Source organism: Bradyrhizobium algeriense (genome assembly GCF_003062295.1).
Taxonomy (GTDB): Bacteria; Pseudomonadota; Alphaproteobacteria; order Rhizobiales; family Xanthobacteraceae; genus Bradyrhizobium; species Bradyrhizobium algeriense.
Map to the genome: position 1 here is coordinate 821,129 of NZ_PYCN01000001.1, position 23,736 is coordinate 844,864.

Annotated in this window: 21 protein-coding genes and 1 tRNA gene; 9 read left to right on the top strand and 13 right to left on the bottom strand. The window is 64.2% G+C overall.

Annotation, left to right across the window (positions count from 1 at the left end; genetic code table 11):
- The first annotated feature begins 122 nt into the window (after positions 1-122).
- The 3 genes from addB (at position 123) to trxA (ending at position 7,186) form a co-directional block, all read left to right on the top strand.
- Positions 123-3,269, top strand: coding sequence for a double-strand break repair protein AddB (addB, locus tag C7G61_RS03845; RefSeq protein WP_108512689.1), 3,147 nt, complete (start codon positions 123-125; stop codon positions 3,267-3,269).
- On the top strand, positions 3,263-6,760 hold the full coding sequence (gene addA / locus C7G61_RS03850) for a double-strand break repair helicase AddA (RefSeq protein ID WP_190241640.1): 3,498 nt from the start codon (positions 3,263-3,265) through the stop codon (positions 6,758-6,760). The genes addB and addA overlap by 7 nt, the downstream gene beginning before the upstream one ends.
- 105 nt (positions 6,761-6,865) lie before the next feature.
- Complete coding sequence (gene trxA / locus C7G61_RS03855) at positions 6,866-7,186, top strand: thioredoxin (RefSeq protein ID WP_016847387.1); 321 nt, start codon at positions 6,866-6,868, stop codon at positions 7,184-7,186.
- Positions 7,187-7,362: 176 nt separating this feature from the next.
- Here trxA and C7G61_RS03860 read toward each other — a convergent pair whose 3' ends face one another.
- From C7G61_RS03860 to rpsA, 10 genes are all read right to left on the bottom strand, one after another.
- The gene (locus tag C7G61_RS03860; protein ID WP_108512691.1) at positions 7,363-8,103 is read right to left on the bottom strand and encodes a metallophosphoesterase family protein; all 741 of its coding nucleotides are present in this window, start codon (positions 8,101-8,103) and stop codon (positions 7,363-7,365) included.
- Between the two features lie 272 nt (positions 8,104-8,375).
- Positions 8,376-9,716 (bottom strand): bifunctional folylpolyglutamate synthase/dihydrofolate synthase, encoded by a 1,341-nt coding sequence (locus C7G61_RS03865; RefSeq protein WP_108512692.1) that lies wholly within the window; start codon positions 9,714-9,716, stop codon positions 8,376-8,378.
- A complete protein-coding gene (gene accD / locus C7G61_RS03870) occupies positions 9,713-10,654 on the bottom strand; it encodes an acetyl-CoA carboxylase, carboxyltransferase subunit beta (protein WP_108512693.1) in 942 nt (313 codons plus the stop codon). Before accD ends, C7G61_RS03865 begins: the two co-directional genes overlap by 4 nt.
- A 103-nt stretch (positions 10,655-10,757) precedes the next feature.
- Positions 10,758-11,594, bottom strand: coding sequence for a tryptophan synthase subunit alpha (trpA, locus tag C7G61_RS03875; protein ID WP_108512694.1), 837 nt, complete (start codon positions 11,592-11,594; stop codon positions 10,758-10,760).
- Entirely contained in the window at positions 11,591-12,808 is a 1,218-nt protein-coding gene (gene trpB, locus C7G61_RS03880; protein ID WP_108512695.1) for a tryptophan synthase subunit beta, read from the bottom strand. Before trpB ends, trpA begins: the two co-directional genes overlap by 4 nt.
- Positions 12,805-13,464: a phosphoribosylanthranilate isomerase gene (locus tag C7G61_RS03885; protein WP_108512696.1), complete on the bottom strand. Its 660-nt coding sequence runs from the start codon at positions 13,462-13,464 to the stop codon at positions 12,805-12,807. Before C7G61_RS03885 ends, trpB begins: the two co-directional genes overlap by 4 nt.
- A 62-nt stretch (positions 13,465-13,526) precedes the next feature.
- Positions 13,527-13,919, bottom strand: coding sequence for a LapA family protein (locus C7G61_RS03890; protein WP_190241641.1), 393 nt, complete (start codon positions 13,917-13,919; stop codon positions 13,527-13,529).
- 79 nt (positions 13,920-13,998) lie between these two features.
- The gene (locus C7G61_RS03895; RefSeq protein ID WP_108512698.1) at positions 13,999-14,304 is read right to left on the bottom strand and encodes an integration host factor subunit beta; all 306 of its coding nucleotides are present in this window, start codon (positions 14,302-14,304) and stop codon (positions 13,999-14,001) included.
- 169 nt (positions 14,305-14,473) lie between these two features.
- Positions 14,474-15,454 carry a signal peptide peptidase SppA gene (sppA, locus tag C7G61_RS03900; RefSeq protein WP_108512699.1) on the bottom strand — a complete coding sequence of 327 codons (981 nt, stop codon included), beginning with the start codon at positions 15,452-15,454 and terminating at the stop codon, positions 14,474-14,476.
- 273 nt (positions 15,455-15,727) lie between these two features.
- The gene (gene rpsA, locus C7G61_RS03905) at positions 15,728-17,458 is read right to left on the bottom strand and encodes a 30S ribosomal protein S1 (RefSeq protein WP_108512700.1); all 1,731 of its coding nucleotides are present in this window, start codon (positions 17,456-17,458) and stop codon (positions 15,728-15,730) included.
- A gap of 457 nt (positions 17,459-17,915) precedes the next feature.
- Here rpsA and C7G61_RS44445 point away from each other — a divergent pair, with 457 nt between their 5' ends.
- Positions 17,916-18,086, top strand: coding sequence for a hypothetical protein (locus C7G61_RS44445; protein ID WP_190241643.1), 171 nt, complete (start codon positions 17,916-17,918; stop codon positions 18,084-18,086).
- A gap of 45 nt (positions 18,087-18,131) precedes the next feature.
- Here C7G61_RS44445 and cmk read toward each other — a convergent pair whose 3' ends face one another.
- Entirely contained in the window at positions 18,132-18,773 is a 642-nt protein-coding gene (cmk, locus tag C7G61_RS03915) for a (d)CMP kinase (RefSeq protein ID WP_108512845.1), read from the bottom strand.
- Positions 18,774-19,005: 232 nt separating this feature from the next.
- On the opposite strand from cmk, the gene C7G61_RS03920 reads away from it, so the two are divergent.
- Positions 19,006-19,998 (top strand): Bug family tripartite tricarboxylate transporter substrate binding protein, encoded by a 993-nt coding sequence (locus tag C7G61_RS03920; RefSeq protein ID WP_108512702.1) that lies wholly within the window; start codon positions 19,006-19,008, stop codon positions 19,996-19,998.
- 14 nt (positions 19,999-20,012) lie between these two features.
- Here C7G61_RS03920 and aroA read toward each other — a convergent pair whose 3' ends face one another.
- Entirely contained in the window at positions 20,013-21,350 is a 1,338-nt protein-coding gene (aroA, locus tag C7G61_RS03925; RefSeq protein ID WP_108512703.1) for a 3-phosphoshikimate 1-carboxyvinyltransferase, read from the bottom strand.
- 143 nt (positions 21,351-21,493) lie between these two features.
- Here aroA and C7G61_RS03930 point away from each other — a divergent pair, with 143 nt between their 5' ends.
- The 3 genes from C7G61_RS03930 to C7G61_RS03940 all read left to right on the top strand — a co-directional run bounded on the left by C7G61_RS03930 (position 21,494) and on the right by C7G61_RS03940 (position 22,526).
- A complete protein-coding gene (locus tag C7G61_RS03930) occupies positions 21,494-21,919 on the top strand; it encodes a TIGR02300 family protein (protein WP_108512704.1) in 426 nt (141 codons plus the stop codon).
- A gap of 91 nt (positions 21,920-22,010) precedes the next feature.
- A tRNA-Ala gene (locus C7G61_RS03935) sits at positions 22,011-22,086 on the top strand.
- Positions 22,087-22,289: 203 nt separating this feature from the next.
- On the top strand, positions 22,290-22,526 hold the full coding sequence (locus C7G61_RS03940) for a GIY-YIG nuclease family protein (RefSeq protein ID WP_108512705.1): 237 nt from the start codon (positions 22,290-22,292) through the stop codon (positions 22,524-22,526).
- A gap of 24 nt (positions 22,527-22,550) precedes the next feature.
- On the opposite strand, the gene C7G61_RS03945 is transcribed toward C7G61_RS03940, so the two are convergent.
- Positions 22,551-23,009: a MarR family winged helix-turn-helix transcriptional regulator gene (locus C7G61_RS03945; protein ID WP_108512706.1), complete on the bottom strand. Its 459-nt coding sequence runs from the start codon at positions 23,007-23,009 to the stop codon at positions 22,551-22,553.
- Positions 23,010-23,175: 166 nt separating this feature from the next.
- Here C7G61_RS03945 and C7G61_RS03950 point away from each other — a divergent pair, with 166 nt between their 5' ends.
- Positions 23,176-23,601 (top strand): organic hydroperoxide resistance protein, encoded by a 426-nt coding sequence (locus C7G61_RS03950; RefSeq protein WP_108512707.1) that lies wholly within the window; start codon positions 23,176-23,178, stop codon positions 23,599-23,601.
- The last annotated feature ends 135 nt before the right edge of the window (positions 23,602-23,736 follow it).

Consider the following 23,736-nt stretch of genomic DNA (forward strand, 5'->3'; position numbering starts at 1 on the left):
CCATGCAAAGTAGAATGGGCCCGGACTGCTTTGGCAGTGAGTAGCGGGGACGCCGCCCTCACCCGCATGACCTCTCCCTCATCGCCCCCTATATTGGCGCCTGACCTCGAATCAGGAAGCCCATGCGCGTTTTCAGCGTTCCCCTCTCCGTGCCGTTCCTGCGCACCGTCATCGCGGCGCTGGTCGACGGCCGGCTGGTCGAGGGATTCGAGGCGCGCAGGGATCCACTCAATCTCGCAACGGCGACGCTCTATCTGCCGACCCGGCGCGCCGGGCGGCTGGCGCGGGAGATCTTTCTCGACGAGCTGAAGACGGACGCCGCGATCCTGCCGCGCATCGTGGCGCTCGGCGACATCGACGAGGATGAGCTGGCGTTTGCGGAAGGCGCCGAGCAATTCAGCGGCGTGGCGCCGCTCGACATTCCGCCGCGGCTCGGCGAACTGGAGCGCCGGCTGACGCTGGCGCATCTAGTCGCGGCATGGGCGAAAAGTCCGGTGTCCGCGCCGCTCGTGGTCGGCGGCCCGGCCTCGACACTGGCGCTGGCCGGCGACCTGGCACGGCTGATGGACGACATGGTGACGCGCGGCGTCGCCTGGGAAGCGCTCGACAGGCTGGTGCCCGACCAGTTCGACAAATACTGGCAGCACTCGCTCGAATTCCTCCGCATCGCGCGCAAGGCATGGCCGGAACATCTGAGGGAGATCGGCCGGATCGAACCCACCGAACGGCGCGACCGCCTGATCGAAGCGGAAGCCGCGCGCCTGACCGCGCATCACGAGGGACCGGTGATTGCAGCCGGCTCGACCGGCTCGATGCCGGCGACCGCGAAATTCCTCAACGCCGTAGCCGGCCTGAAACAGGGCGCGGTGGTGCTGCCGGGGCTCGACACCGACCTCGACGAGGAAGCCTGGCAGACGATCGGCGGCGTCAGGGACGCGCAGGGCAAATTCACCACGCAGCCCTCCTCGAACCATCCGCAATTCGCGATGCACGGTCTGCTGGATCGCTTCGGCATCAAGCGAAGCGACGTCGAAATCCTCGGCACGACAAGTCCGCAGGGGCGCGAGGTGCTGGTGTCCGAAACGATGCGGCCGTCGAGCGCGACCGAACAATGGCATGACCGTCTGGTCCAGCCGGAGGTCGCCGCGAAGATCGCAGGCGGCATGATGAAGCTTGCCGCCGTCGAAGCGCCCAATTCGGAGATGGAGGCGCTGGCGATTGCGGTGGCGATGCGCGAGGCGCGGCACCTTGGCAAGTCAGCCGCGCTGGTGACGCCGGACCGCGCGCTGGCGCGGCGGGTGATGGCGGCGCTGACCCGCTGGAATCTCGAATTCGACGATTCCGGCGGCGACGCATTGATGGACACGCCAAGTGGCATTTTTGCCCGCCTCGCCGCGGAAGCCGCCAGCAAGGGGCTGGAGCCGCCGACCTTGCTTGCGCTCTTGAAACATCCGCTGTTTCGGCTCGGCGGCGCATGTGGCGCGTTCAGGCACGCCATCGAGATCCTCGAACTGGCGCTGCTGCGCGGCACCCGGCCGCAGGCAGGAACGGCCGGCCTGGCGCGCGATTTCGATCGCTTCCGCGCCGAGCTCAAGAAGCTCAGGAGCCATGAAACCTCCTCGCTTCACGCCTCGGAGCCGCGCGCGAAACTGAGGGACAACGAACTCGACCAGGCGCAGGCGCTGATCGCGGCGTTGCAGAAGGCGCTGGCGCCGCTGGAAATCATGGGCTCGTCAAAACCGTACGATTTCGCCGAGCTGGCGCTGCGCCATCGCGAAACGCTGATCGCGCTGTCCTCGGATCAAAACGGCGTTGCCGTCGCCTTCGAGGAAGCGCAAGGCGCTGCATTGTCGGCAGCGTTCGACGACCTGCTCGCCGAGCAAAAGCCGAGCGGCCTGATGGTCCAGCCCGGCGATTACTCTGATGTGTTCCAGACCGCCTATGCCGATCGCATGGTGCGGCGAGCTGAATCGGCGAGCGCGCATCTGCACATCTACGGCCAGCTCGAAGCGCGGCTGACCGAATCCGACCGCGTCATCCTGGGCGGGCTGGTCGAAGGCGTCTGGCCGCCGGCGCCGCGGGTCGATCCCTGGCTGAGCCGGCCGATGCGCCATGAACTCGGCCTCGATTTGCCGGAGCGGCGCATCGGCCTCTCCGCCCATGACTTCGCGCAATTGCTGGGAACCGACGATGTGATCCTGACCCATTCGGCGAAAGTCGGCGGCGCGCCGGCGGTCGCCTCGCGCTTTCTGCACCGCTTGGAGGCCGTCGCCGGCGAAGTGCGCTGGGATGCGGCCAAGAGTGCCGGAGAAAATTACGTCCGCTTCGCCGCCGAACTGGACCAGCCCGACGCGGTCGAACCGATTCCGCAGCCCGGGCCGAAACCGCCGGTCGCGACGCGGCCGCTAAAGCTGTCGGTCACGGCGATCGAGGACTGGCTGCGCGATCCCTATACGATCTACGCGAAATATATTTTGCGGCTCGATCCGCTCGACCCCGTCGACATGCCGCTGTCGGCGGCCGACCGCGGCTCGGCAATCCATGGCGCACTCGGCGAATTCACGCAAAAATTCGCCGATGCCCTCCCCCCACAGCCCGCGCTGGTGCTGCGCGGCATCGGCGAAAAGTTCTTCGCGCCGCTGATGGAGCGTCCCGAGGCGCGGGCGCTGTGGTGGCCTCGGTTTCAGCGTATCGCCGCATGGTTTGCCGACTGGGAGCTGGCGCGGCGCGACAATATCGAAAAAATTGCCGCCGAGATCCGGGGCGAGATCAAGATTCCGCTCGACAACGAGCGCATCTTCACGCTGTCGGCGCGCGCCGACCGGATCGAGCAGCGTGGCGACGGCAGCTTTGCGATCCTCGACTACAAGACCGGCCAGCCACCGACGGGAAAACAGGTTCGCATGGGCCTGTCGCCGCAACTGACGCTGGAGGCCGCGATCCTGCGCGAGGGCGGCTTTGAGAACATCCACGCCGGTTCATCCGTCGGCGAACTCGTCTATGTCAGGCTCAGCGGCAACAATCCGCCGGGCGAGCAGCGCTCGCTGGAGCTGAAAATCAGGAACAACGATACGCCGCAGCGGCCGGACGAGGCAGCCGACTACGCCCTTGAACAGCTCGAAGCGCTGATCCGCAAATTCGAGAACGAGGAAACCGCCTACACGTCGCTGAACCTGTCGATGTGGTCGAACCGCTACGGCGCCTATGACGACCTCGCCCGGATCAAGGAATGGTCGGCGGCCGGTGGATTGGGGATCGAGGAATGGTGAAGGCTGCCCGCATCATTCCCGACGCCGTTCGCGCCACCCAGGCGCGTGCCTCCGATCCGGCGGCTTCCGCCTTCGTTTCGGCCAACGCAGGCTCGGGCAAGACCCATGTGCTGGTGCAGCGGGTGATCCGGCTGCTGCTCGCCGACGTGGCGCCGGAAAAGATCCTCTGCATCACGTTTACAAAAGCTGCCGCCGCCAACATGGCGGAACGGGTGTTCACCACGCTGGGCCATTGGGTGACGCTCGATGACGACGCGCTGGATGCGGCGATCCGTGATGCCGGCATTCCCAATCCCAGCGCGCGCTTGCGCAAATCGGCGCGCAAACTGTTTGCCTGCGCGCTGGAGACGCCGGGCGGGCTGAAGGTGCAGACCATCCACGCGCTGTGCACGCGGCTGCTGCAGCAATTCCCGTTCGAGGCCAATGTGCCGGCGCGGTTTGCCGTGCTCGACGACCGCGACCAGAACGAGATGATGGAGCGCGCCAATCTCGGGGTTTTCCTCGAGGCGTCGCGCAATCCCGATAGCGCGACGGGCCGCGCGCTGATGACGGCGATGGCGAGCGCCGCCGACGTCACCTTCAAGGACGTCGTGCGCGAGGCCTGCCTCAGCCGCGATCACTTTATGGCATGGACAGATGCCGCCGGCAGCGCGCATGCCGCCGCCGCGCAAATTTCGGCGGCGCTTGGCGTAGATCCCGACGATCGGATCGAGGATGTCGAACGTGACATCGTCGACGGACCCAACCTGCCGCGATCGCGATGGCAGGACATCGCCCTGGTTCTGGAAACCGGAAACAAGACCGATCAGGACCAGGCCGCGCGGCTGCGCGGTGCGCTGATGTTCACCGGCGCTGCGCAGGTCGACGAGTATCTCGGCGTATTCCTCACGGAAACCGATCGCACGCCCCGCAAATCGGTGGTGACGAAGAAATTCTCTGACAACAATCCGGCCATAGGCCAGTTGATCGAATCGGAAGCCCGGCGAATTCTTCCCCTGATCGAACGCCGCCGCGCCCTGGTGGCCCGCGACCGCACCGAGGCGCTTCTTTATATCGCTACCGCGGCGGCGGCCAACTACCGCCGCGAGAAGCAGGAGCGCGGCCTGCTCGACTATGACGATCTGATCGACAAGACGCTGGAAATGCTCGACCGCGTCTCCTCGGGCTGGGTTCACTACAAGCTCGACCGCGGCGTCGATCATGTGCTGATCGACGAAGCGCAGGACACCAGCCCGCGGCAATGGGACATCGTCGCGCACATCATTTCCGAATTCACCTCGGGCGCCGGCGCGCGCGACGGCGTGGTGCGAACGGTGTTCGCGGTCGGGGACGAGAAGCAGTCGATCTTTTCGTTTCAGGGCGCCGCGCCACGCGAGTTCGACCTGCGCCGCCGGGCATTGCAGCGGAAGTTCGAGGGCGCCGGACTGAAGTTCGATCCGGTATCCTTTACCTATTCGTTCCGGTCGGGACCGGCGATCCTGCATGCGGTCGATCAGGTGTTTCGCGAGCAGGATATCTTTCGCAGCATTCATGCGGTCGACATCGGAAATCCGATCCATCACGCGCTGGCCGACGCCGGCCCGGGCCAGATCGATCTCTGGGAACTCGCGGAAACCGACGACCGGCAGGACATCGAAGGCTGGCGGGCGCCGTTCGACGGCGTCGCCGCGACCAGCCCCGAGGTGAAGCTTGCCCGGCGCATTCAGGCCGAGATCAAGACGCTGGTCGACAGCGGCGTCATGACCGGCAGCAAGAGCGACCGCCGGCCGCTGCGCTATGGCGACATGCTGATACTGGTACGCCGGCGCGGCAATGCGTTCGATGCCGTGATCCAGGCGCTGAAGCACGCCGGCATTCCGGTCGCCGGCGCCGACCGCCTCAAGCTGACCGAGCATATCGCGATCATCGACCTGATGAACCTCGCGGATGCGCTGCTGCTGCCGCAGGACGATCTGGCGCTGGCGGTGGCGCTGAAGAGCCCGCTGTTCGGGCTTGGCGATGACGATTTGTTCAAGATCGCCTGGCAGCGCAAGGGATCGTTGCGCGCGGCGCTGGCTGAGCGCGCCGCGGCCGACGGCCGGCTGCGGGATGCGCTGTGGCGGCTCGAACAATGTGAACGCCGTTTCGTCAGCGAAACCCCGTTTTCATTCTATGCCTGGCTGCTCGGCGGCGACGGCGGCCGTGCCCGAATCCTGCGGCGGCTCGGACACGAGGCGAACGACGCGCTCGATGAGTTCCTGGAGCTGGCGCTGAACTATGAACGCAAGGCGCCGGCCTCGTTGCAGGGTTTTATGGCGTGGCTGCGCACGGCCGATCTCGAGGTGAAGCGCGACATGGAAATCTCGCGCGACGAGGTCCGCGTCATGACCGTGCACGGCGCCAAGGGCCTGGAGGCGTCCGTCGTGTTCCTGGTGGACACCACGACCTCGCCCTCGGATACGCAGCGGCTGAAACTCATCCACTTGCCGCAAGGCAATGCCGATCCGCATGCGCCCGGTGTGGTGGTCTGGGCCGGCCGCAAGGCCGAGGATCCCCCGGCCGTTGTTGCGGCGCGCGCGGCGATGATCGGCGATACCGAGGATGAATACCGCCGCCTGCTCTATGTCGCGATGACGCGCGCGGCAGACCGCCTGATCGTCGGCGGTTGCCTGCCCGGCAACATGAGGAGCGTCCGGCCGCTGTCCTGGTACGATCTAATCACCAAGGGGCTCGCCGGTTCCACCTTGCAGCTTCAGGAGATCGAGACTGCCATAGGCCGGGTGAAGCGCTATACGCGCCCCGAGGAGGCTACGCCGTCGGCCGCGCCCGCTGCCGCGCCGTCCCCGCCGGCGCCGCTGGTGCTGCCCAACTGGCTGCTGACGCCGGCGCAGCCTGAGGTCTCCCCGGAAAGCCTGTTGCGGCCCTCGGACCCCGCAGACAGCGAACGCCATCCGGTACGCACGGCCGAGTCGCTCGCGCAGCGCGCCCACGCCTTGCAGCGCGGCACGCTGGTGCACCGGCTGCTGCAATCGCTGCCCGATATCGCCGCGGAGCGCCGCCGCGAGGCCGCGCTGGCCTATCTGGCCCGCAATGCCGACGGCTGGACCGAGGAGGAATGGCAGGCGCTGGCCGAAAGCACGCTGGCCCTGATCGCGGATGAGCGTTTCGCGCCGGTATTCGCCCCCGGCAGCCGCGCCGAAGTCTCGATCGTCGGCCGGCTGGAGCGGCCGGGTGGCCGGCCGGCGCTGGTATCCGGGCAGATCGACCGGCTCATGGTCACGGAAAACGAGGTCCTGATCGTCGATTTCAAGACCAACCACACACCGCCGAGCAGGCCTGACGAGGCGCCGAGGGGCTATGTCCGCCAGCTCGCGCTATACCGGGCAGTGCTGGGCAAGCTTTATCCCCAGCGGCTGGTTCGCGCGGCGCTGCTTTGGACCGAAACCGCTGAACTAATGGAGATTTCAGCCCCCGCGCTGGAGGCCGAGCTGGCATCCATCATCTCGGCGTGACCCGTGCTTGACCCGGCAGGATGGCGTTCATAGGTTTGATCCTATCATTGCGGGCGCGATTCTCATCCCGCGCCCCTTAATTCCTAACCGAACGAGGTAATTCCCATGGCCGTTGGCAAGGTTTCTGACGCCGATTTCGAAGCCGAAGTGCTCAAGGCGACCGGGCCGGTGGTCGTCGATTTCTGGGCTGAATGGTGCGGCCCCTGCCGCATGATCGCGCCTGCGCTCGACGAGATTTCCGGCGCCATGGGCGACAAGGTCAAGATCGTGAAGCTGAACGTCGACGAGAGCCCGAAGACGGCCTCGAAATACGGCGTGATGTCGATCCCGACCCTGATGATCTTCAAGGGCGGCGAGATGGCCTCCCGTCAGGTCGGCGCCGCGCCGAAGGCGAAGCTGCAGCAGTGGATTACCGCCGCGGTCTGATCGGCTTTCGATTTGCTGATTGTGAAACGGCCGGCGCAAAGCCGGCCGTTTTGTTTTTGTCGCGAATGATCTCGTAGCCCCGGGTACAGCGAAGCGTAACCCGGGGCTTTCTCGCAAGCGGCTGAAGCTATCCCGGGTTACGCTGCGCTCCACCCGGGCTACAGGCTACGGATTTTTCAGCGGATCCATCCCGTCGAAAGCGCAGATGCAAACTCAGCGTCGCCGTTCTGTCGCGCCAATGCTGCCATCGCATCGTGATCGTAGGGCACATGGCGAAAGGTTACGCGCCAGGACGCATCGGCGAATTCCAGAATCGCGTAGCGGGCGTCGGGCGTGCCCGCCTCTATCAGGTGCGGGAACGGAACGTTATAAGAAAAGCCGGGAACGCCGACGCTACCGGGATTGACCACCAAACGCCCGTCGCCGAGTCGCACCGCCCGCGCGATGTGGGTGTGCGCGCACAGAATCAGCGACTGCGAAATTCCCTCCGCTTCTTTCTCGATCGCCTCCAGCGGCGACATCCTGACCGAGCCATCAGGCGTCACTGTCTCAAGCCAGTAGACGTTATCGTCGGCAGGTGTGGCGTGGCAGAGAAACACCTGATCGCGAAATATCTGCGTCGATGGCAACGTACGCAACCAGTCGAGATGCTCGATGCCGAGTTGCGCATAGGCGGGCCGCTCCCACAAACCCATCTGCTCGACCGGCCGGTCGATCAGCCAGCGATCATGATTGCCGAGCACGTGAACGGCATCGAGCGCCATCAGCGCGTCCATGGTTCGCCGCGCGTCGAGCGGGCCGCTTGCCATGTCGCCGAGATTGACGATCTCGGCAATACCCTGCGCGCCGATGTCGGCCAGCACGGCTTCGAGCGCGAGATAGTTTCCGTGCACATCGGCAATCGCGGCAAAGCGCATGTTAATTCCAGCTTTCGACAGTTATGGTTGTACGGCGCTGCAAGAACGATGTTAGGTCACCTAACTCATTTGGGTGAAACCAGCCTGCAACATTCTTCTTTGGTTCTAGGGCGGAACCCGAGTTCCGACTCGCAGTGTGGCGGCACTTTGGCTAGAGTTTGCAAAGACCGGGGCTGGCTAGTTCATAAATAATCGATATTTCTACCCGGGCGGCCGCTGGAAGCAATTTCAGCGGCCATTTAATTTTCTACGGACTAATTTTTCTTCGGACGTTATCCCGGCGGCGTGCCGTTGATCGCAAGCACATGGCCGGCAAGATAGAGCGAGCCGGTGATCAGGATGCGCGGCGGCACTTCGTAAGCCAGCCGCGACAGCGCATGTAGCGCGGCTTCGACGCTTGCAGCATTTTCCACGCGCATGCCGAGCGCGCGCGCCGCATCCGCCAGCCGGTCCGGCGACATCGCATTGTCGCGGCCGGGAATCGACACCGCCATGATGTGCCGCGTCAGGCCGGCGAAATTGGCGAGAAATGCACCCGCATCCTTGTTCGCCATCATGCCCGCGATCACCACCAGCGGGCGCGACACGCGCTCTTCGAGATCGCCGAGCGCCGCAGCCGTGACACGTCCGCCTTCCGCATTATGCGCGCCATCGAGCCAGATCTCGCACCCCTTCGGCCCCTGATCGACCAGCGCGCCGGAAACCAGCCGCTGCATCCGCGCCGGCCATTCGGCATTGACGATGCCGGCCTCGAATGCCGGCATGCTGATTTTGAACGCCTCGATCGCCCGCAACGTTGCGATCGCAAGACCGGCATTATCGAATTGATGCCGCCCGAACAGTTTTGGCGCCGCAAGATCCATCAGGCCGCGCTCGTCCTGATAGACCAGCCGCCCGCACTCGACGCCGACATGCCATTGCTGTCCGGCCGCATGCAGCGCCGCGCGCATGCGCTTTCCCTGCGTCTCGATCACCGACATCGCTTCCGGCGCCTGCTCGGCGCAAATCACCGGCGCTCCGCGCTTGATGATGGCGGCCTTTTCGCCGGCGATCGCGGTCAGCGTGCTGCCAAGGAATTCCGTGTGATCCATGCTGACGGGCGTGATGACCGTCGCAATCGGCCTGTCGATGACGTTGGTGGCGTCGAGCCGTCCGCCAAGACCGGTTTCCAGCAGCACGACATCGGCCTCATGCTCCGCGAACAGGCAAAACGCCGCCGCGGTCTCCATCTCGAAAATCGTGATCGGCTCGCCCGCATTGACCTGTTCGCAGTGCTCCAGCACCCGGCGCAACTCGGCATCATCAGCCAGCCGGCCACCGCCCTTCTCGCCGATGCGGAAGCATTCGTTGATCCTGACCAGGTAAGGCGAGGTATAGACGTGCACGCGCAGGCCTGCGGCCTCGAGGATCGCGCGCAGATAGGCGATGGTCGAACCCTTGCCGTTGGTGCCCGCGATATGGATCACCGGCGGCAACAGGGCTTCCGGATGATCGAGCCGCGCCAGCAGGCGGTGCATGCGATCGAGGCTGAGATCGATGCGCTTCGGATGCAGGGCAGACAGCCGCGCGATCAAATCACCGAGCGGCTGGGGTTTGGCGGCAGGTAGATTCACGCGTGGGGCGCAGCCGGCACGGCTTCCGGCGCCGAGACGATCTGCGCCGGATCCGTGACCTGCGGCAAAGGCTTCGAGGCGGCTTCGAGCGCCGGGGATTTGGTCAAGATCCGGCACAGCCGCGCCAGCGTCGGACGCATCTCGTGGCGATGCACGACCATGTCGATCATGCCGTGATCGAGCAGATATTCGGCGCGCTGGAATCCTTCCGGCAGTTTCTCGCGGATGGTCTGCTCGATCACGCGCGCGCCGGCAAAGCCGATCAGCGCGCCGGGTTCGGCAATCTGCACGTCACCCAGCATGGCATAGGATGCGGTGACGCCGCCGGTGGTCGGATTGGTCAGCACCACGATGTAGGGCAGCTTCGCTTCGCGCAGCATCTGCACGCCGACGGTGGTGCGCGGCATCTGCATCAGCGACAGGATGCCTTCCTGCATCCGCGCGCCGCCCGAGGCCGCGAACATGATGAATGGCGACTTCTTTTCCACCGCAAGCTCGAGCCCGCGCACGATCGCCTCGCCCGCGGCCATGCCGAGCGAACCGCCCATGAAATCGAAATCCTGCACCGCGATGACGACGCCGGCGCCCTCCAGCTTGCCGTAGCCGACCTTGATGGCGTCGTTCAGCCCGGTCTTGGCGCGCGCATCCTTGATGCGATCGACATATTTGCGCTCGTCGCGGAACTTGAGCGGATCGGCCGTCACTTCCGGCAGCGCGATGTCGTACCAGGTCTCATTGTCGAAGATCGACTTAAGCCGCGCCACCGCGCCCATGCGCATGTGGTAGTTCGAGCCGGGAATGACGAACTGGTTGGCCTCGACGTCCTTGTAGAACACGAGCTGCCCGGAATCCGGGCACTTGATCCACAGATTCTCCGGCGTCTCGCGGCGCAGGATGTTGCGGATCTTCGGCCGGACGACATTGGTGAGCCAATTCATGTTTCGCTCCGAATGCGGTTGGACGCATTAACTGGAATATATGGCGGCCCGAATCACTCCGGGCAAGCCGCCCCTTTCGGTCCAATTGGCAAGCAATTGTGGCTTATTCAGCCGCCTGCTTCGCCCCGCGGACACCCTGCGCCAGGGAGGCCACGAGATCGGCCACCGCCGCGACCGTCTTGGTGGTCGCCTGCCCCTTCGTATCCAGGCTGTCGCGCAACGCGTCGACCAGCGCGGTACCGACCACGGCGCCGTTGGCCTTCTCGGCAATCGCCCGCGCCGCCTGCGGGGTGCGGATGCCGAAGCCGACACACACCGGCAGTTTGGTGTGGCGCTTGATCCGTGCCACGGCGTCCCCGACGACCGTCGAGTCGGCCGCAGCTGCGCCTGTGATACCGGTGATCGAGACGTAGTAGACAAAGCCGGAAGTGTTCGCGAGCACGGCCGGCAGGCGCTTGTCATCGGTGGTCGGCGTCGCCAGTCGGATGAAGTTGAGCCCGGCCTTCAGCGCGGGAATGCACAGCTCGTCGTCCTCCTCAGGCGGCAGGTCGACGAGGATCAGGCCATCGACGCCGGCCGTCTTGGCATCGGCGAGGAACTTGTCGACGCCATAGATGTAGATCGGATTGTAGTAACCCATCAGCACCAGCGGCGTGGTGTTGTCGTCCTTGCGGAAGCCGCGCACCATCTCCAGCGTCTTCTTCAGCGTCATGCCGGCCTTCAGCGCGCGCAGGCCCGCCGCCTGGATCGAGGGCCCGTCCGCCATCGGATCGGTGAAGGGCATGCCGATCTCGATGATGTCGGCGCCCGCCTTCGGCAGCGCCTTGATGATGTCGAGCGACGTCGCAGGGTCCGGATCGCCGGCCATCAGGAAGGTGACGAAAGCCGAGCGGCCCTCTTTCTTGAGTTCGGCAAAGCGTGCGTCGATGCGGGTGGTCACAGCTTCTTGCCTTTCAAAATCTCCGTGATCTGCGGAATGTCCTTGTCGCCACGGCCGGACAGATTGACCACCATCAGATGATCTTTCGGCCGCTTGGGCGCGAGCTCCGTGAGCTTGGCGATCGCATGCGCGGATTCCAGCGCCGGCGGGATGCCCTCCAGCCGTGACAGCAGCATAAAGGCGGCGAGCGCTTCGTCGTCGGTCGCCGACAGATAGGTGACGCGGCCGGTCTCGTGCAGCCAGGAATGCTCCGGCCCGATGCCGGGATAGTCGAGCCCCGCCGAGATCGAATGCGCGTCCTGGATCTGGCCGTCATCGTCCATCAAGAGATAGGTGCGGTTGCCGTGCAGCACGCCGGGACGGCCGCCGGCAATCGACGCCGCATGCAGCTGCGTCAGGCCGTGACCGGCGGCTTCGACGCCAAAAATTTCGACGGAGGGATCATCGAGGAATGGATGGAACAAGCCCATCGCATTGGAGCCGCCGCCGATGCAGGCGACCAGCGAGTTCGGCAGACGGCCTTCGGACTCCATCATCTGCTTGCGGGTCTCGTCGCCAATGACTGATTGGAAGTCGCGCACCATCATCGGATAGGGGTGCGGGCCCGCCACCGTGCCGATGCAATAGAATGTGTTGTGCACGTTGGTGACCCAGTCGCGCAGCGCCTCATTCATCGCGTCCTTTAGCGTGCGCGTGCCCGACTGCACCGGAACGACCTTGGCGCCCAGCATCTCCATGCGGAACACGTTCGGCGCCTGACGGGCGACGTCGACTGCGCCCATATAGACCACGCATTCCAGCCCAAAGCGCGCGCACAGCGTCGCGGTGGCAACGCCATGCTGGCCAGCGCCGGTCTCGGCAATGATGCGCTTCTTGCCCATGCGCCGCGCGACCATGATCTGGCCAAGCACGTTGTTCACCTTGTGCGAGCCGGTGTGGTTGAGCTCCTCGCGCTTCAGATAAATCTTGGCACCGCCGAGATGCTCGGTCAGGCGTTCGGCAAAATAGAGCGGCGACGGCCGGCCGACATAATCCTTCAGGTAGCCGTTCATCTCGGCCTGGAACGATGGATCGGCCTTGGCCGCCGCATAGGCCTTTTCCAGATCGAGGATCAGCGGCATCAGCGTTTCCGCGACAAAGCGGCCGCCGAAATTGCCGAAATGCCCGCGCTCGTCAGGACCGGTGCGGAATGAATTGGGCAGGTTTGGATTCATCGGACCATCAATTCTTCGGTGGCGCGCGCGGCGCGAATGAAATGGCGGATCATCTCGGGATCCTTGACGCCGGGCGCGCTTTCGACGCCGGAGGATACATCGACGCCGCCGGCGCAGGTAACGCGGACCGCCTCCGCGACATTGCCGGCGGAAAGCCCGCCCGAGACCATGAAGGGCAGCTGGAGGTCGAGCTTTTCCAAAACGTGCCAGTCGAACACGGCCCCCAACCCGCCGGGACGGGTGGCGCCCTTGGGCGCGCGGGCATCGAACAGGATGCGATCGGCGACGCTGGCATAGCCCGGCAGCACGGCGAGATCGGCCGACGTTTCGACCGCAATCACCTTCATGACCGGCAGTGCGAACTTCGCCTTGATGTCACGCACCCGCGCGATGGGTTCCTTGCCGTGCAGCTGCAAGAGATCCGGCCGCAGCGTCTCGACGATGTTTTCCAGCGTGGCGTCGTCGGCATCGACCGTCAGCGCCACCTTGGCGGCGCGGCCCTTGGCCTGCCGGCCGAGTTCCCGCGCGGTCTCGAGGCTGAGATGGCGCGGCGACGGCGGGAAGAACACGAATCCCACCATGTCGGCACCCGCCTCAAGCGCGGCGTCGAGCGTCTCGCGCGTGGACAGGCCACAAATTTTGACGAGCAGAGGCATGGTCTCTCGGGCACGGATTTCGAGCCCCGTAACCGACTGGAACAGGGCTGACGGGGCGGGTTCTACAACGTCGCGCCCTGCTTGTCTCGCCCGGCGACCCCATAGAATCCGTACTGGGACGGTGCCGGAAGCCGCTGCTGATCGACCCGGGAAACCGCCGCCGCAGCCCGCAAATCGGCCGTCTCCGCCCGCGCCCGGCGGGCATCCGCCTCATGCTGGCGCGCCGCGCGGCGCCAGTGGCGCTGCCGGAACCAGGTCGCCATGCCTCCCGCCGCCACCCCCAGAATGGCCACCGCAATGATCACGGCGAACAGCGGCATCGACACTGCGATCGCCGGATCGGTCGAATTGAAGGGATCGAACGACACCGTCACGAAATGGCGGTTGGCGACCGCAAAGACGATAAAGATTAGCCCTAGGGGAATGACGACCAGCGCCGTGAAGAACTTTCGCATGACCATCTCTTGTAGTGATGGAGAACGGCAGGCACAAAACCCTGCAACACGGCTACAAATCGTTAAACCCGAAAAGCGCCTATACGCCGGCCTCGGGCGAACCGTTGTCGCGGTTCAGCCGCTCGCGCATTTCCTTGCCGGTCTTGAAGAACGGGACGCTCTTCTGGTCGACCGGCACATGCGCGCCGGTGCGTGGATTGCGCCCCGCGCGCGCCGGGCGATGCTTGACCGAGAAAGCGCCGAAACCGCGCAGCTCGACACGGTCGCCGCGCGCTAGCGCCGCGACGATCTCATCGAGGATCGCGTTCACAATGTTCTCCACATCCCGCTGATAGAGGTGCGGGTTGTGCTCGGCGATGCGCTGAACAAGTTCGGATTTGATCATCGAAGTTGGGATCCGGGGTCGTGCGGAATCCATTTCCGTGAAAATACCTTGAACTGTCAAGACGCTAAATCACTTTTGGGCAACGCGAAATGGCGTCACAAGCCGCCCGGAGGGGTTTGTGACGACACCCGCAGTGCGGGAGAAGGTGACGAAGCGCAGCCGATGCGGCTCAGTTGGTGGCGGCCGGGCGCCACAGCGCCAACATGCCGTCGAGCGCAAGCTGATCGACCGCCTGGGCAACGCCGGCCTGCTCGATCTGGCGCGCGATGGAACTCAAGCCGAGCGCATCGAACGCGATGGATGCTGCCGCGCGCAGGAACGTCAGGTCCCCGAATTGCGGTGTCAGCTTGAAATCGCGCACCGGCAGGTCGCTCTTGATCTTCTTTTCGGCAACCAGCCAGGCAACGGCGGCTTTTTCATCACCGAGCTGATCGACCAGCTTCAGTTCGACCGCCTGACGGCCGGTGAACACCCGCCCGTCCGCAACCTTTTCGAGTAGTACTTCGTCCATGCCGCGCCGCTCCTTCACCAGGCCGCGGAACCAGGCATAGGAATCCTTCACCAGCGCGTCGAGCGCGGCACGCGCCTCCGGGCTGGTCGGCTCGAAACCGTTGGGCGCGGCCTTCAACGGCGAGGATTTCACTTCCTCGACCTTGACGCCCACCGTCTTCATCAGCTCGGTGAAATTCGGGAACTGGAACAGCACGCCGATCGAACCGACCAGCGAGCTCTGGCGGGCGACGATATGATCGGCGGCCATCGCCGTGATGTAACCGCCCGAGGCGGCCAGCCCCTCGACCACCACGACCAGCGGCTTCTTGGCCTTCAGGCGCACCAGCGCGTCATAGAGTTGCTCGGAGCCGGCCGTGGTGCCGCCAGGCGAATTGATGTGCACGATGACGGCGGCATGGCTCGATTTCTCCAACCGCTCCAGCGCCTCGACGCGTTGCTGGTCGCTGCGGATCAGCCCTTCGATGTTGACCCGCGCGATCGATCCCGATGTCGTCAGCGCAGCCGGCCCGCTCCTTGTCGCGATCGCGCCGACGGTGACGATCGCCGCGATCGCAACCAGGCCAGCCACGACGCGCCAGAAGGTCAGCTTGCGGCGGATCCTGCGGCGATCGACGATCACGTCCGAATCGAGCGACATCGAATTTCTCCTGAAGTAACCACCGCGTTTTGCATCCGCAGCGTGAGCGTAGCGTTAGTTGATTACATCAATTGCGACGCAATTTGAAGAAAACAAGGCCCGGCAATTGTAGCCCGGATGGAGCGGAGCGAAATCCGGGGCAACCTCGCAAGCGGGTTGAGTTATCCCGGATTGCGCTTCGCTCCATCCGGGCTACAGGTCCAGCCGGGATGACGATACAAAAAAGGCCCCGGTCGAAACCGGGGCCTGATGTCGCAGGCAAGCAGCGAAAGCTTACTTGTCGCGGTTCTTGAGCGCGGTGCCGAGAATATCGCCCAGCGTCGCTCCCGAATCGGAGGAGCCGTACTGCGCGATGGCTTCCTTCTCCTCGGCGACTTCCAGCGCCTTGATCGAGACCTGCACCTTGCGGGCCTTCTTGTCGAACTGGATCACGCGGGCATCGACCTTCTCGCCGACGGCGAAACGTTCGGCGCGCTGATCGTTGCGGTCACGGGCGAGCTCGGAGCGCTTGATGAAGGTGGTGAAGTCGGTGCCCGAGATCTTCACCTCGATGCCGGCTTCCTTCACTTCGAGCACTTCGCAGGTCACGACCGCGCCCTTCTTGACGTCGCCCGGCTCCGCGAAGGGATCGCCTTCGAGCTGCTTGACGCCGAGCGAGATGCGCTCCTTTTCGACATCGACGTCGAGCACCACGGCCTTGACCATGTCGCCCTTCTTGAAGTTGTCGATGACCTGCTCGCCCGGAAGCTTCCAGTCGAGGTCGGACAGATGGACCATGCCGTCGACGTCGCCGTCGAGACCCAGGAACAGACCGAACTCGGTCTTGTTCTTGACCTCGCCTTCGACCGTCGAGCCGACCGGAAACTTCTCGACGAAGACTTCCCAGGGGTTGCGCATGGTCTGCTTGAGACCGAGCGAGATGCGGCGCTTGACCGAATCGACTTCGAGAACCTGCACTTCGACTTCCTGCGAGGTCGAAACGATCTTGCCGGGGTGCATGTTCTTCTTGGTCCACGACATTTCCGAGACGTGGATCAGGCCTTCGATGCCCGGCTCCAGTTCGACGAACGCGCCGTAGTCGGTGATGTTGGTGACGCGGCCGGTGAAGCGCGCGTTCAGCGGGTACTTCGCCTCGATGCCCTGCCACGGATCGTCCAGCAACTGCTTCATGCCGAGCGAAATGCGGTGGGTCTCGTGGTTGATCTTGATGATCTTGACCTTCACCGTCTGGCCGATGGTGAGCACTTCGGTCGGGTGGTTGACCCGGCGCCAGGCGATATCGGTGACGTGAAGCAGGCCGTCGATGCCGCCGAGATCAACGAACGCACCGTAATCGGTGATGTTCTTGACCACACCGTCGATCACCTGACCCTCTTCGAGGTTCTGCACCAGCTCCTGGCGCTGCTCGGCGCGGGTCTCTTCGAGAACCGTGCGGCGCGACACCACGATGTTGCCGCGGCGGCGATCCATCTTGAGGATCTGGAACGGCTGCGAGTTGTTCATCAGCGGCGCGACATCGCGGATCGGGCGGATATCGACCTGCGAGCGCGGCAGGAAGGCAACGGCACCGTCGAGGTCGACCGTGAAGCCGCCCTTGACCTGGTTGAAGATGACGCCGTGAACCTTCTCGTTGTTGTTGAAGGCCTTCTCGAGCTTGCCCCAGCTTTCCTCGCGGCGCGCCTTGTCGCGCGACAGCACGGCTTCGCCGAGCGCATTCTCGATCCGGTCGAGGAACACCTCGACTTCGTCGCCAACCTTGAGATCGCTTTCGCGGCCGGGGCCGGCGAATTCGCGCAGCGCCACGCGGCCCTCGGTCTTCAGGCCGACGTCGATGACGGCCATGTCCTTTTCAATTGCAACTACCTTGCCCTTGATGACGGAGCTTTCCTGCAGATTGCCGCCGGCGAAGGACTCGTCCAGCATTGCAGCGAAATCGTCGCGGGTAGGATTATAAGAAGCAGCAGTCGAAGCCATATGTTCTCCAGATGCGGTATTGCCGGCCATTCGGGTTAAAGGGCGTATCGCGCGTGAAGTGTCGGGGTCCGCAAATCCCAACGACCGCGTTTGCGGGAGTGCGCAAAAGCGGGCCGGCAGCATGCCTGCACGTTCGGTACGTTTGATTTATCCGGAGCCTGAAACGAGCGTATCGACTTCAAGAACCTGGAGCGGGCTTTCCTCCAATGACGGCGGGGGTTCAAACCTCCCGCCGGCCCGCTCGGACAGCCCTGATCTTATCGATGGCGGCCCGGATGGGCGTGGATATAGCCCCAAGGGCCATTTTCGGCAAGCCGGAAATGCCTGATTTACGGGCCCTTAAGGCTGACGGACGCTAACCATAGGCCCGCGCTTTCAACGCCTTGTTGACCGCATGACGCGAAAGGCCCGCTAGCCCCGGCCAGATGGAACCCGACCTTAAGCGCCGCCCTCCACGTTGGCGCCGTTCAAAAACAGGGGTGCCACCATGAAGAGCCTGATCGCTCTGACCGCCATCGCCGTCTTTACCGTCGCCACCGCCGTTGCCGGCAAGCCGGCCGCTTTTGCGACCGACAAGGCGATTGCCGCCGCCAAATCGAAGCCCGTCATGATGGCCGAACAGCGACTGCCGTTCGACCGCGCACGCTCGAAGAACTGATCGGAAACTTTTACTCAGGAGCCAGCTATAGCGGATTGACGCAGGCTACCGAGAACTTCCCCGCCCGGCGCGGACCGCTTCGACGATCGCAATGGCAGCCCGAACGCCGCCTTCGATGTCGAGATTTGAATTGTCGAGGATATGGGCGTCCGCCGCCGCCTTGAGCGGCGCGGCGGCGCGGTTCTTGTCCCGTTCATCGCGCTTGAGGATGTCGGCCAGCACCATCGCCTCGTCGGCGGCTTCGCCACGCGCCAGCGCTTCCAGCGTCCGGCGACGGGCCCGCACCTGCGGGTCGGCCACGACAAAGATCTTCACATCGGCATTCGGGCAGATCACGGTTCCGATGTCGCGCCCATCGAGCACAGCGCCCGGCGGATCGGCCGCGAACTGGCGCTGAAAATTGACCAGCGCCTCGCGCACGCTGGGTATGGCCGACACGACAGAGGCGGCATCGCCGATGCGCTGCGTCTTCAATTCGGGATGGCCGAAGCTTTCGGGATCGAGCGCCATCGCAACCGCTACCGCCCGCGCCTCGTCGGTAAGATCAAACCCCTCGTCCAGCAGCGCTTTCGCCACCGCGCGATAGATCACGCCGGTATCGAGGTGGCGATAGCCGTAATGGTGAGCGAGCCGCTTGCCGAGCGTGCCCTTGCCGGATGCCGCCGGTCCGTCGATGGCGATAATCATGGGAGCCATGTGCGACAGAGCGGCCATGTGGTCAAGGCCGTGGAGAGGTTATTTCGTCTCCCGGAAAGGTGGCGCCTGCCGCTGAGGGACGTGAATTCCGAAAGCCTGGCCGATGCGTCCAAATGTCTTCGCCCTGGGCCGCTCAGCACCTCTATTCTGGCGACCGCCTGAGAATGCCATCCGTGGGCCGGCGCAACGCCGGTTCGAGATTGCACCGGCCGGAGGAAACAAGATGAGCGCCATTTCACGACGCCGCTTTATTGGAAGTGCCGCAGCCGCCTCGGCGTTTCAGCTGACCGGCTCTTCGGCTGACGCGCAGCAGACCGACTGGCCGAACCGGCAAATCAAGATCATCGCTGGCTATCCGGCCGGAGGGCAGACGGATTTGTTTGCGCGCACCTATGGCGAATATATCCGGAACGAGACCGGCCAGAACGTGGTGGTGGAAAACAAGGCCGGCGCCTCCGGATCGGTTGCAGCGGCCGAAGCCAAGCGTGCCGCGCCCGACGGCTACACGCTGATGTTCACGATCACAACGACGATGATCATGAACCGCGTCCTGATCAAGGACATCCCTTACGACGCCGAAAAGGATTTTGTCATCGTCTCGATCATGCCGGCGGGCAGCCTGCCGTTCGTGGTCGGCGAGAAGACCGGCGCCAAGACGCTCGCCGAATTTGTCGCCTACGCGAGGAAAGCCGAGAAGGTCAACGTTGGCACCTACGGCGCAGGCTCATACGCGCATATGGCGATCGTCGAGATGAACAAGCATTATGGTCTCAAGATCGAGCCGGTCCACTATCGCGGCGAAGCGCCGATGTGGACCGATCTTGCCGGCGGGTTCATCGACGGCGCCCACGGCAGCTACGGCGCGGCGTTGCCCGTCCTGCAGAGCGGCCGCGGCCATGCGGTCGCCGTCTCGCGCAAGCGCATGTCGGTATTACCTGACGTTCCTACCTTCACTGAGCAGGGCTTGACCCCGCGCCTGTTCCAGCTGACCGGCTTCCAGTGCTGCGTGGTGCCTACGGGGACGCCGCCGGAAATCATTCAAAAACTGTCAAAGCTGCTGGTCGCCGGCGGCAAGAGCGAAAAAGTGCGGCAGGTCATGAAACCATTCGGCGTCGACGACACCGCGATGACCTTTGAGGAGACGCAGAAACTATACAGGGAAGAAGCGCCGGTCTGGCTGGAGGCGGTGGCGAGCCTCGGGCTGACGCCATCCTGAAGCGCGTTCCTGCCTTATGAAAACTCCGCCCCGAGCTTTCGCATCATCGGGATGAAATCCGGGAAGCTGGTGGCGATGAAAGCCGTGTCATCCACCTTGACCGGCTTGTCGGAGGCCAAGCCCATCACCAGCGCCGACATCGCGATGCGGTGATCCATGTGGGTGGCGACGAGGCCGCCGCCGGGCACGTGGCCGTGGCCTTCGACGATCAAATCATCGCCCGCGATCTCGACCTTGACGCCGTTGACGCGCAGCATGGCGGCGGTCGCCTCCAGCCGATCGGATTCCTTGACGCGCAGTTCCTGCAGGCCGCGCATGATGGTGGTGCCTTCGGCAAAGGAGGCTGCGACCGCCAGCACCAGATATTCGTCGATCATCGAGGGCGCGCGCTCCGGCGGCACCTCGACGCCGCGCATTTTGGAAGCACGCACGCGCAAGCGGGCCATCGGCTCGCCGGCATCACCGCGCACTTCGCTTTCCTCGATCGAAGCGCCCATCTCGCGCAGCGTCGTGAACAGCCCGGTGCGCAGCGGATTGGTCATGACGTCGGAAAAAGTTACGTCCGAACCCTCGACGACCAGCGCCGCCACGATCGGGAATGCGGCCGAGGACGGATCGGCAGGCACCACGACCTCGGCGCCATGCAGTTCGCCTTGGCCCGTCAGCGCGATCCTGCGGCCATGGCTGCCTTCCGTGGTCGAGATGATCTCCGCGCCGAAATGTTTCAGCATCAGTTCGGTGTGGTCGCGACTGGCTTCCTGCTCGATGACGGTCGTGATGCCGGGAGCGGCAAGTCCCGCCAGCAGCACCGCCGACTTGATCTGGGCCGAAGCCACGGGGGTCCGGTACAGGATCGGCACGGGATCGCGGGCGCCGTGCAGCGTCAGCGGCAGGCGGCCGCCTTCCTTGCTCTCACCGGCTTTGGCCCCCATCAATTCCAGGGGATCGAGGATGCGGCGCATCGGTCGGGAGCGCAGCGAGGCGTCGCCGTCAAACACGGCAGTGATCGGGCACCCCGCGACCGCCCCCATCACCAGCCGGCAGCCGGTGCCGGAATTGCCGAAATCGAGCGGGGAAGCCGGCTGGGCGAAGCCCGCCACGCCGACGCCCCTGACCTGCCAGGCAAACGGCCCCGTTCGCTCGACCCTGGCGCCCAGCGCCTGCATCGATTTGGCGGTATTGAGGACGTCCTCTCCCTCCAGCAGGCCGGAAATCCTGGTTTCGCCGACCGAAAGCGCCCCGAGGATGAGGGCGCGGTGCGAAATCGACTTGTCGCCGGGAACGCGGACTTGGCCGCTCAATGGGCCGCTTGCGCGGGATTCCAGCGGGGTTTGGGTGGTTGAATGGGTCAAGATGGTGGTCCTTTGCGGGGGCGGCAGTACCACAGGGGCCCCACGTCGTCACGCGGTCGTCAAATGCTTCAAAGCGCTATTGACACCAGCCCCTTAACTAGCCAAGTGAAGCACCGTTTTTCAGAATTTCCCAGGATCCACACGTGGCCAAATCCGATCTCGGAACCAAACGCATTTGCCCGACGACGGGTAAGAAATTCTACGATCTGAACAAGAACCCGGTGATCTCGCCCTACACTGGCGAGGTCGTGCCGATTGCGCCGATTGCGCCGCCCCGGGCCGCCCGTGGCGATGCCGCACGCGCCGCGGCTGCCGCTTCAGCCACCGCCGCTGCCGATTTGCCCGAGGCCGCCGAGGCCGAAGAGTTGGTTTCGCTCGAAGAGGCCGACGCCGAAGAGAATACCGGCAAGGTCAAGGCCGTGGTTCCCGAATCGGAAGACGACATCGAGATCGACGAGACCATCGAGGGCGATGACGACGACGATTCCACCTTCATTCCCGACGAGGAAGAAGGCGATGAGGACGTTACCGACATCATCGGTGATGTCGGAGGCGACGAAGAGACTTGAGATCGGCCCAGAACTGTGTTCTGGGTCTCCCCCGCAAGTCGCCCAAGGCTTGCGGGAGCATGGTCGGAAGAGACCGTGCCTTGACTGTGACGGGGCCATAGCTCAGCTGGGAGAGCGCTTGCATGGCATGCAAGAGGTCGGCGGTTCGATCCCGCCTGGCTCCACCAGCCTTCGCTCGCTTCGTGAGCTTCGGCTAGGCAAGCCCGGGAAGTCCCTCGTAGCGAAGTGAGCGAAGGCTGCCTCGCCATAGCCCGAAGGGCGACGGCGGGCTCCATCCGTAAGTACTCAGTTCGCAAGCTTCCGCTAGGCAAGCTTTCTCGGGCCCATAAACGCGATACCCTGCCGCTCTTATCCAACGCAGGTGGGTCACATGAAGTACGTCTACATCCTGGAGAGTCTCGATTCTGAGCATTTCTACGTCGGCATCACGGAAGATCTACGCGCCCGCCTAGCGAAGCATAATGCCGGGGAAGTGCCTCATAGTTCAAAATATGGGCCTTGGCGGCTAAGGACCTACATCGCGTTTAGCGACGAGCAGTCCGCCCTTGCGTTCGAGAAATATCTGAAGTCAGGCTCCGGCAGGGCATTTGCAAAGAAACACTTCTGACAGTGTCCACGCGGCGAAGACGGGCTACTCCCCCAACACCGCATTCAACCGATCGCGCAACGCGACGATCTCGTTCTTCATCGCCATGAGCTCGCCGACCGAGCAGGCTGACGCCGCGAGAATCGATTGCGGCACCGCTCTCGCTTTCTCGCGCAGCGCTTCGCCCTTTGGCGTCAGCGCGATCAGCACCTGGCGCTCGTCCTCGGTGCTGCGCGTGCGCCTGACCAGTTCGGCCGCCTCGAGCCGCTTGAGCAGCGGCGTCAGCGTACCGGAATCCAGCAGCAGCCGTTCGCCGATGTCTTTCACCGGCACGCCGTCGCGCTCCCACAGCACCAGCATGACCAGATATTGCGGATAGGTCAGAGCGAGTTTGTCGAGCAGCGGCTTGTAGACGCGGTTGAACGCGTGCGCGGTGGAATACACCGCAAAGCAGAGCTGATTATCGAGTCTCAGCGGCAGGTCGGCCGCGTGTTTCCTGGCCATCACAACCTCGTCAACGGACCGCGCCCCTGTCCCCGATCTGGAACCGTAAGCGCTTGATTTCAATTGTATACGATTAGATCGCGGACCTTGCAATAATTTATATTGCGCACAATCAAATTGCGTGCAATACATTATCCATCGAAACGGCGAACCCAGGGAGAACCACATGTCCGTGAACGTGCTCTACAAGACCAGCGCCAAGGCCACCGGCGGCCGTGACGGCACCGCCGCGACCCTCGATGGCGCGCTCGACGTCAAGCTCGCGACCCCGAAAGAACTCGGCGGCGGCGGTGGCGCCGGCAACAATCCCGAGCAGCTGTTTGCGGCCGGCTATGCCGCCTGCTTCATCGGCGCGATGAAGTTCGTAGCTTCGCAAGGCGGCCCGAAGGTACCCGCGGACGCCACTGTCACTTCCACTGTCGGCATCGGCCCGCGTTCGGCTGGCGGCTTTGGCCTCGATGTCGAACTCGCCGTCTCGCTGCCCGGCGTTGCCAAGGCGGATGCGGAAGCCCTGGTGGCGAAGGCGCATCAGGTGTGCCCGTATTCCAACGCCACCCGCGGCAATATCGATGTCCGCCTGACAATCGTCTGACGACGGGATTCGAACGGCCCGCCGCTGATACCAGCGGGCCGTTCGCCCCACAGAATTTTCCGCAACTTTGCTACGGCGGCGGCGTCATGCGCCTGTGCGCGAGACGCCATTGCCGCCGCGCCTGAAGACCGCTAG

Bases quoted from the DNA above. Each gene is read 5' to 3' on its own strand.
- C7G61_RS03945 (WP_108512706.1), bottom strand. From the start codon at position 23,009: ATGGCCAGGAAACACGCGGCCGACCTGCCGCTGAGACTCGATAATCAG.
- C7G61_RS03940 (WP_108512705.1), top strand. From the start codon at position 22,290: ATGAAGTACGTCTACATCCTGGAGAGTCTCGATTCTGAGCATTTCTAC.
- sppA (WP_108512699.1), bottom strand. From the start codon at position 15,454: ATGTCGCTCGATTCGGACGTGATCGTCGATCGCCGCAGGATCCGCCGC.
- addA (WP_190241640.1), top strand. From the start codon at position 3,263: ATGGTGAAGGCTGCCCGCATCATTCCCGACGCCGTTCGCGCCACCCAG.
- cmk (WP_108512845.1), bottom strand. From the start codon at position 18,773: ATGATTATCGCCATCGACGGACCGGCGGCATCCGGCAAGGGCACGCTC.
- rpsA (WP_108512700.1), bottom strand. From the start codon at position 17,458: ATGGCCGGCAATACCGCATCTGGAGAACATATGGCTTCGACTGCTGCT.
- addB (WP_108512689.1), top strand. From the start codon at position 123: ATGCGCGTTTTCAGCGTTCCCCTCTCCGTGCCGTTCCTGCGCACCGTC.
- trpB (WP_108512695.1), bottom strand. From the start codon at position 12,808: ATGAATCCAAACCTGCCCAATTCATTCCGCACCGGTCCTGACGAGCGC.
- C7G61_RS03895 (WP_108512698.1), bottom strand. From the start codon at position 14,304: ATGATCAAATCCGAACTTGTTCAGCGCATCGCCGAGCACAACCCGCAC.
- C7G61_RS03920 (WP_108512702.1), top strand. From the start codon at position 19,006: ATGAGCGCCATTTCACGACGCCGCTTTATTGGAAGTGCCGCAGCCGCC.
- C7G61_RS44445 (WP_190241643.1), top strand. From the start codon at position 17,916: ATGAAGAGCCTGATCGCTCTGACCGCCATCGCCGTCTTTACCGTCGCC.
- C7G61_RS03885 (WP_108512696.1), bottom strand. From the start codon at position 13,464: ATGCCTCTGCTCGTCAAAATTTGTGGCCTGTCCACGCGCGAGACGCTC.
- trxA (WP_016847387.1), top strand. From the start codon at position 6,866: ATGGCCGTTGGCAAGGTTTCTGACGCCGATTTCGAAGCCGAAGTGCTC.
- accD (WP_108512693.1), bottom strand. From the start codon at position 10,654: ATGAATTGGCTCACCAATGTCGTCCGGCCGAAGATCCGCAACATCCTG.
- C7G61_RS03890 (WP_190241641.1), bottom strand. From the start codon at position 13,919: ATGCGAAAGTTCTTCACGGCGCTGGTCGTCATTCCCCTAGGGCTAATC.
- C7G61_RS03950 (WP_108512707.1), top strand. From the start codon at position 23,176: ATGTCCGTGAACGTGCTCTACAAGACCAGCGCCAAGGCCACCGGCGGC.
- C7G61_RS03860 (WP_108512691.1), bottom strand. From the start codon at position 8,103: ATGCGCTTTGCCGCGATTGCCGATGTGCACGGAAACTATCTCGCGCTC.